A 7,894-nucleotide genomic window follows, 5' to 3' on the forward strand; every position below is an offset into this window, starting at 1 on the left:
CTAAGTGTCGCGGGATGGAGCAGCCCGGTAGCTCGTCAGGCTCATAACCTGAAGGTCGCAGGTTCAAATCCTGCTCCCGCAACCAGCGTCACAGAACCGCCCGTAGCTCCAACGCTGCGGGCGTTCTGCTGTGTACCAAGAGCCAAAAGACCGGCCAACTCCCCAACGAGTTCTAAGGTCAGCCGTCCGTCATTGGGCAGCAGCCGAATCTCCGACAACAATCCACGAATGATAGATGTCGCTTCAGTCTTCGTGGCCGGGCTGTTCAACGCATCGCTCAAGTCGGCCACCTTTTCTTTGTAAAGATCAGCGAGACCGGGATGCAAAAGAACGGGTGGCTCCTGAGACGAAGCGGACAGTTCTGCTTCCAACTCTTTCTTGCGGGCTTCGAGATCATCCATCTTCGCCTTCAAACTGGGATGGAACATAAGGGCAGTTGCTCGCCTGTCAAGGACGCACGGTGTGGTTAACGTGTGCGCTACAACTGGAAATTGCAACAACCTCTTGTAAAAGTTTCGCAATAATCTCCATCCCGATTGATACGAAAACCTCTGATCAAGGCTGCCGCACTCGGCTTTTGCGACAACTGTCCTTCTCAGAAAGTACCGGCCATCTAGTACAAAGGCAAAGTTCTCGTCGACCTGATTGATGAAGGAGATAAATCGAGCCGGTCAGCGGGTTTTGAGGCAGAGAATGTCAAACTCACGCCTAAACTAAACACCTCAATTTCGTTCGGCAATGGTGGTTGCGTACTCCCGCAACCAGTTTTACCGAACAATGTGTCACACAAGCCGCCCCAGGGCGGTTTTTGTCGTTCTGGGCCAGCCCAATCATTGCTGCCAGGGCACCCTCCAGTTCGATCTGCACACCATCCCGTCCATGTTGGACCGTAACACGTTCGATCAAGCCCCGGATACCTAAAGTGACCTGCAATTGCAGGTCTGTGTGCTTTCACCACGCATTCCAAAGATCAAAGAGGAGCCGCAGCAACTGCAGACACAGACTTCGATGAATTAATCGCTATGCCGCAGCTTAGCTGAATGCGCGAGAACGGTACTGTGTCGGCGATTGTCCAAACCAGGTGCGGAACGCGCGCCGGAAGCTGTTGACCTCGGAGAAACCAAGATAAAAGGCGATTTGAGACAGGTTCAGGTCGTTTTCACTCAAGAGCATCTTTGCCCGACTAACTTGTTCGGACAGCGCGATCTCCTTGAACGTCACATCTTCGATCCGAAGCTGACGCTGCAATGTCCGAACCCCGACCCCAAGTGCCGCCGCGACATCGTCGACCGCGGCGCTGCCGTTGTTGAGTTGCATGCGAAGCGCTTGGCGTACCGTTTCGGCATGTGTGCGGGGCGGGCGGTTCAACCGCAACCTCTGTATGCCTGCAGCCGTCATTTGCACGCGTCCGCCTTCGTCAAGGCGGGTCGGCGTCTGAAGTTGCGACATCGGAATTGCGATCCCCGGAAAATCTGCATTGGCCCGGACTTCTGTGCCAAGCAATCGTGCAAATGCAACTTTCTGAAGCCTGTGCTCAGCCGGAAGTTCGACCCAATCTGGCACCCAGCTTGTCCCAAGGTAGGGACGCACAAGAGCGATTAGGATCGAAGGAATTTCCTGCTCAAGCAATTGAGCCCCGATGCTCTTTTCAAATTGCACCCCGAAACTGAATACCAGACAATTTCCGTCGGTTCGTGTGCGAATTTGGGTCCCTCGTTGGAGAAAGGGCAGCGCCCGGGCGGCCCGTTGAAGGGCGATGTCCAACCGAGAAGCCCCAAGTGCATAGCTCGAAAACGGATCAGGCCGGTTGAGAGAAGAGTAGGCAAAGTCTTTCGCCATGATCGCCCCGAGATGGCGCTCTCCAATTTTGCCGGAAATCGTTTCCAGAAGCTGTGCATGATACCGTATCGGCAGCGGAACCGGAGGGCCTTCAAGCACCGTGCGGGTTAACCCAACATCTTTGAGCGCACGTTCAACGAGCCTTGGGGACGCCATCTGGTCCAGGGCGTCGAGTGTCGGGAGTAAACCCCTTGAGTTCTGCATCGGGTCGCGCACGCGCTCACTATGTCGTCGATTGATCACTTTGAGAAGTGTTTGGCCCATCCCAACGCCATTCTTGGCCGCCTACTTGAGGAATGAGCCAAACAAAGCGACCGAAATTGGAACGGTCGCGCTCTTACCATCAAAGGAGATTGAAATGAAAACGGTATCCTCTTTCCTTGCCATCGTTGCCGCCGCAGGCCTTGCCGTGCCTGCTTTTGCGGAGGCCCCGGTGACGGTGAATGTGACCAATTTTGTGCGAGCTGAGACCGACATGTATCATCAGCGCATTGTTGATCTGGGTGGCTTTGGTGGGTTGATGCATATCCGCGAACCGGTACCACTGGATGCGCAGGATGTGATCCGGATGAACCGCGATACACTTTATTCCGGCGTCGTGATCGATCTGACCGAGCCCGCCTCGATTGTGCTGCCAGACTCCGAAGGACGCTTTATGTCCATGCTAATTCTCAACCAGGATCACTATGTGGTAGGCGTTGTTCATGACGCGGGCACCTATCATTTCACTGAAAAGGAGGTTGGCACGCGTTATATGTCTGTCCTGTTCAGGACGTTCGCGGACGAGAATGACCCATCAGACATTGCCGAGGCCAACGCGCTTCAGGACGCCATTGAAGTATATCAGTCTAACGCCGGACACTTTGAGGTACCAAACTGGGACGCCGCCTCCCGTGATTTGACACGCGAACTGCTGCTTCCGTTGGCGCAAGGGCTCAGTGGTAACACGTTTGAGGTGTTTGGGACGGCCGACGCCGTAAATCCAATCTCGCATTTGGTCGGCGCGGCGGCCGGATGGGGCGGCAACCCACCTGCGGCGGCGGTTTATGACATCAAGTTCCCGGATCGGAACGATGGCAGCATTCCCCACACCCTGACTGTCGGCGACGTCCCTGTAGACGGTTTCTGGTCGGTCACAGTCTATGATGCGAGCGGTTACATGGTACCCAACGACGCAGGGGCCTATTCGGTCAACAACGTGACTTCCGTTCCCAATGAGGACGGCACCGTGACCATACATTTCGGAGATTGTGAGGATGGTCGGGTGAACTGTTTGCCGATCATGGACGGGTGGAACTACGTCGTGCGCCTATATCAGCCGGGTCCAGAGATCCTTGAAGATGGCTGGGCCTTCCCGATTGCCCTGCCGATTGATCAGACATCCTGATCAACGCTTCGCGCTATTGCCTCGGTCGGCGATTGTCCGACCGGGGCTTTGTTTTGCCACCTGCCTCCCTTGGTTTGCACATCACAGGTCTGCTTCAAGACAAAAGCCCCAAGCAGACGCCCTTTTGTCGTCAAATGATCACTTTCGGCGGTCGCAAGGTGCAAGGCGCGAAATTACCTCAAGTTCATCAAAGACAATCACGGAAATATCAAACGTAGGAGATTGAAATGAAACGTCGTTCCGTTCTGAAAATTGCCCTGACCACCGCTCTTGTTGCAGCACTTTCGGTGCCCGCCTTTGCGGTAGAAACAAAGCCCGTAGCCTCTGGCGATGTTTTGCCAATGGCCGCCCGCGAGGTCCCCGTGCCGGTTGGAGTTTCTCCGCAGCTGGCGGACCTGATCGGGTCCCGCGTCGTGCCTGACACGCTTCCAGAACCGGCCACTTTGCAAGAGTGGTTGGCCGCGCAGGCACAATTGGATGCGGTCAATGCACAATCAGCTGAGATGATGCTGGCCAAGACCGGCGCGACATACGTCGTTGAAGATGTGGCGGGCGTCACAACCTACCGTGTCACTCCTGCGGAGATCGATGCGCGTTGGGCCGACACGGTTTTTTTGCATGTCCACGGCGGCGCTTTTGTTTTTAACGGTGGCAAGGCGGCCATCACCGAGGCTGCATGGCTGGCACACGGGCTGGGTGTTGAGGTAATCTCCGTTGATTACAGCCGCCCACCCCTGCATCCGTTTCCGGCTGCAACCGATGATGTGATCGCGGTCTGGACTGAAATCATTCAGGACTTTGACCCGGCCAAGATCGCCATGTTTGGCACATCGGCAGGCGGGAACCTGACGCTCTCTACAGCCCTGCAACTGCGCGATGCCAGTATGCCGATGCCTGGAGCGATCATGGCGGGCACTCCCGCCACCGATCTTGCCAATGTGTCCGACAGCTGGATCACGCTGAAAGGTCTCGATCCGCTGGCCGGTCACGACGGGGCGATTGCAGGCACATTTGCGCTTTATGCAGGTGAAACCGATCTTGCGGATCCGCGCCTGTCTCCGGTCAATGGCGACCTTGAAGGCATGCCGCCTGCAATCTTTCTGACCGGCACGCGGGATCTGTTGCTCAGTGACACAGTGCGGATGCATCGCGCCATGCGGGATGCGGATGTGATTGCCGACCTGCACGTCTACGACGGCCAGTCGCACGGCGACTACATCGCAGGCTACATGGTCGATGCCCCGGAAACGCAGGATGCGCTGCGTGAACTCAACACTTTCTTTGATCTTCATCTGAAGTAAGCCCTCGGCCCAAGGCAATCGACAAAGTTGCCTTGGGCATCCATCCCGGATTTTTTTTCAAAGGTGCGCATATGCCCAGTTTCAGCGCTCAAATTCACACTCTCAAATATCTCTTCATTGCTATTGCCGCGATCCAACTGGTGACCGCGGCGTCCGGCACAATTGTCGCCCTTTATTTCGCGGAAACCGGTGCTTCGCAGGAAATCGCCGCGCTTGCACCGGCGGCCTACTCGCTGGGGTTCCTGATTGGCTGCTTTTACATTGCTGGTTGGATCACCAGTATTGGCCACATCCGCGCCTTTTCGGCGGCCGCCGCTATTTGTACGGCTGCGGCTTTGCTCTTTTCGGTCACAGATCACGAGCCCACCCTTTTGTTTGTGCGGCTTATCACAGGCATCGCCACAGCCGGGCTGTTTGCCATCGGCGACGCTTGGATCAGCGAAACTGTGGATGGGACGTCGCGCGGGCGTCTGCTTGCGGTGTTTGCCATCATCCTGGGCCTGATGTCGGTGTTGAGCCAGGTTATCGTGATCGTGACTCCAGACGATTTGAACCAGTCTTTTGTGTTGGTGTCTTTGCTGTACTGTCTCGCCATCGTCGTGATTGCAGCCGCGCCAAGCACGCCACCGGAAGGCAAAGAGCGGGCCAATGTGCGTGTAAAAGCCCTTTTCATAGATGCCCCCACAGCTGCCTTTGGCGCGCTCGCTGTTGGCATAGTCTCCACGGTTTTCATGAATGTTGTGCCATATCGGGCGGCGACCATGGGCGTCGACGCCGTGGACGTAGCGATCGCAATGGGCGCGGTCTACGTCGGGCGTATCCTGTTTCTCTACCCGCTGGGGCTTGCCTCTGACCGGATGGACCGCCGGAAGGTCATTCTGGTCGCCTCCGCAGTGGCAACTTTCGCGCTTCTTATTTTCGCGTTCTTTTCCACCGGGGATGGTGTTCGCCATGCGAGCTTGGTGGGAACACCCCTCTACCGTCTCCTATTTGTCGGTCTGGTTCTGCTCGGTGGATCGATGCTCACGCTTTATGCGCTTTTGCTGGCGCATGCGATGGACCGGACCGTGCCCGTTTATGTAGCATCGAGTGCTGTAACCATGCTTTTTGTTTTCACCATTGGCGGCATCATCGGCCCACTCCTGACAAGCGTTGTCTCGGCTGTGTTTGGCGACCTGGCCATGAACTGGATGCTCGCCATCGTGATGGCCGCTTTCACAGCCTTGGTTGTTGTGCGGATCAAAACGGTCGCACCTGCAGCAAAAGCTGAACAAACCAACTTTAAGGCGGCAGAGACCACCAGTCTCAAATCTGCACCAACCCAGAAACGCTAAGGCAGGAGACCCAAAATGACTTTTTCTACTTCAAACATCCTGCGCGCGGAGAAAGCGACGGTACTGATCTGGTTGGTGTTTGTCGCATTGACCTTCGCCGGTGATCTGATCAAGCCCGCCGCCATGGGCTCTGGCATGTCCTGGCTGCTGCTGGGCGGTATCTTTGGCGTGATGTTGGCTGCGGTGTTTCGTGTGGTGCATCACGCGGAATGTCTGGCCGTCATCTTCGGTGAGCCTTATGGCACACTGATCCTGACGCTCTCGGTGATCGGCATCGAGGTGGCGCTTATCACAGCGGTTATGTTGACCGGGGACAACAACCCGACACTGGCGCGGGACACTATGTTCTCGGTGCTGATGATCGTGATGAACGGACTGGTTGGATTGAGCCTCCTGGTTGGCGGCCTGCGCCATGGGCTGCAAGTGTTCAACCTCTCGGGAGCCAATGCCTATCTCGTGGTCCTGCTTCCCGTCGCCATCGTAAGCCTTGTGCTGCCAAGCTTCACCACATCTGCACCCGGCGGTGGCCTCTCTGCCCTGCAAACAGCGTTTATGATCGGGATGTCGGTTGTGCTCTATGGCATTTTCCTCGTCTATCAGACCGCCGGCAAACCAGAAATCTTCCGCCAGCCTGCAGATGAACTGCCAACCACAGCAGGATCGGACGCGCACCATCTCGAAACCAAAAGTGTTGGCTTTCACGTGGTCTGGCTGGTTCTGGCAATGCTGCCACTGGTTCTGATGTCCAAAAAGCTCGCGCTGTTTGTCGACTTCAAACTTCTGGAATTTGGCGCGCCCGTTGCGCTTGGCGGTTTCCTCGTGGCTGCCATGATCCTGACCCCCGAAGCGCTGGCTGCTCTGGACGCAGCGCGCGCCAACAAGCTGCAACGGGCCGTCAACATCTGCCTTGGCTCAGCACTGGCCACAATCGGCCTGACAGTGCCCGCAGTTCTGATCGCTGCGCATTTTGTCGGCCTTCCGATTGAGCTCGGCTTGGGAGGCGCTGAGATCGTGCTACTGGCTCTGACCCTTGGGATCAGCATTCTGACCTTCGTAGGAACCCGCACAAATGCGCTTCAGGGCGTCGTGCATCTGGCCGCCTTTATGGCCTACGTGTTCCTGATTTTCGACGGGTCGTGACGGGGCCAAAACCTCTCTATCCATTTGGGAAGCCACGTTTCAGTGGCTTTCCAATCTCCTTCCCGCGAGCGACGCAAAAGCCGACATTGTCATTGGTTTGTGCCAACGACGGCTTTAGGCCGTATTCAACAGATTCCGGCAATCGGAATAACTTTGTAGCCTGTCAACTTCCCACGACTAAGTTTGCTTTGATGCCAGGTATCGCGTGGCAGCGGAAAACAACTCGGCCTGTGAACTTACGCCGAGCTTGGAATACGCATTGTGGCGGTGCACTTTGACAGTACCTTCGGTGATCCCGAGAAACGCTGAGGCAGAACCGGCTGAGTGGCCTTGCAAAATAAGGCGTACGACTTCGGCTTCTCTTGGGCTTAACCTGTCGGCTCCAAAGGTGGCCAACCGTTCCTCGACGTGATTTAGGGCTTCTTGTTGTTCTTCGGCACCCCTCAGGTTCCAGTTTCGGATCACTGCGGCAGACAAGGTCTTTCGGATGGAATTGATCTTCGCGACATCTTCAGAGGTGAACCGGGGCTGACGTGCGCCTCGCGACAGGGATATTACTACCCAGTCTACGGTGTTTCGCCTGATCAAAACTCCCAACTCGTCGCTGATCCGAACCTTGCGATAAAAGGTCCGGTAGTACTCCGAGCGAAAGAACGCCTCATTAACCAAATCGGCCAGACGATAAGGATGCGCTCACTATCCTTTTTTTTGAAAGCAGACGCTTATCATACGAGAGCGTAACGAAGTTTACGCGCGGAAAAAATGTTGATTTATGAAAAAATAGATTCAAACATGCGAATTCGACACAACTTTCATTTTACCTTCGTTGATGTCGCTGTCGCCCGATTTGTCGGGCCCTTCCGACTGCTGGAGTGAGTGCTGGCGGTCGGAAG

At 55.9% G+C, this 7,894-nt stretch carries 6 protein-coding genes and 1 tRNA gene; 5 read left to right on the forward strand and 2 right to left on the reverse strand.

Going from position 1 to position 7,894, the window contains the following annotated elements:
* The first annotated feature begins 8 nt into the window (after window positions 1–8).
* Window positions 9–85 (forward strand) — tRNA-Met (locus ACR0DU_RS21190).
* A 947-nt stretch (window positions 86–1,032) separates the two neighbouring features.
* Here ACR0DU_RS21190 and ACR0DU_RS21195 read toward each other — a convergent pair.
* Window positions 1,033–2,103, reverse strand: coding sequence for an AraC family transcriptional regulator (locus tag ACR0DU_RS21195; protein ID WP_480877286.1), 1,071 nt, complete (start codon window positions 2,101–2,103; stop codon window positions 1,033–1,035).
* A gap of 94 nt (window positions 2,104–2,197) precedes the next feature.
* Here ACR0DU_RS21195 and ACR0DU_RS21200 point away from each other — a divergent pair, with 94 nt between their 5' ends.
* The 4 genes from ACR0DU_RS21200 (at window position 2,198) to ACR0DU_RS21215 (ending at window position 7,001) form a co-directional block, all read left to right on the forward strand.
* Window positions 2,198–3,226 (forward strand): DUF1214 domain-containing protein, encoded by a 1,029-nt coding sequence (locus ACR0DU_RS21200; protein WP_170507292.1) that lies wholly within the window; start codon window positions 2,198–2,200, stop codon window positions 3,224–3,226.
* Window positions 3,227–3,453: 227 nt separating this feature from the next.
* On the forward strand, window positions 3,454–4,527 hold the full coding sequence (locus tag ACR0DU_RS21205) for an alpha/beta hydrolase (RefSeq protein ID WP_170782158.1): 1,074 nt from the start codon (window positions 3,454–3,456) through the stop codon (window positions 4,525–4,527).
* A gap of 71 nt (window positions 4,528–4,598) precedes the next feature.
* Window positions 4,599–5,861, forward strand: a complete 1,263-nt coding sequence (locus tag ACR0DU_RS21210) for an MFS transporter (protein ID WP_480877291.1) — start codon at window positions 4,599–4,601, stop codon at window positions 5,859–5,861.
* A gap of 15 nt (window positions 5,862–5,876) precedes the next feature.
* Window positions 5,877–7,001, forward strand: a complete 1,125-nt coding sequence (locus tag ACR0DU_RS21215) for a calcium:cation antiporter (RefSeq protein ID WP_480877293.1) — start codon at window positions 5,877–5,879, stop codon at window positions 6,999–7,001.
* 177 nt (window positions 7,002–7,178) lie between these two features.
* On the opposite strand, the gene ACR0DU_RS21220 is transcribed toward ACR0DU_RS21215, so the two are convergent.
* Window positions 7,179–7,670, reverse strand: a complete 492-nt coding sequence (locus tag ACR0DU_RS21220) for a helix-turn-helix transcriptional regulator (protein WP_480877297.1) — start codon at window positions 7,668–7,670, stop codon at window positions 7,179–7,181.
* Window positions 7,671–7,894: the final 224 nt, after the last annotated feature.

Source organism: Ruegeria sp. G2, assembly GCF_056533505.1.

Coding starts and splice junctions, on each gene's coding strand:
- ACR0DU_RS21195 (WP_480877286.1), bottom strand. CDS start 2,103: ATGGGCCAAACACTTCTCAAAGTGATCAATCGACGACATAGTGAGCGC.
- ACR0DU_RS21200 (WP_170507292.1), top strand. CDS start 2,198: ATGAAAACGGTATCCTCTTTCCTTGCCATCGTTGCCGCCGCAGGCCTT.
- ACR0DU_RS21205 (WP_170782158.1), top strand. CDS start 3,454: ATGAAACGTCGTTCCGTTCTGAAAATTGCCCTGACCACCGCTCTTGTT.
- ACR0DU_RS21210 (WP_480877291.1), top strand. CDS start 4,599: ATGCCCAGTTTCAGCGCTCAAATTCACACTCTCAAATATCTCTTCATT.
- ACR0DU_RS21215 (WP_480877293.1), top strand. CDS start 5,877: ATGACTTTTTCTACTTCAAACATCCTGCGCGCGGAGAAAGCGACGGTA.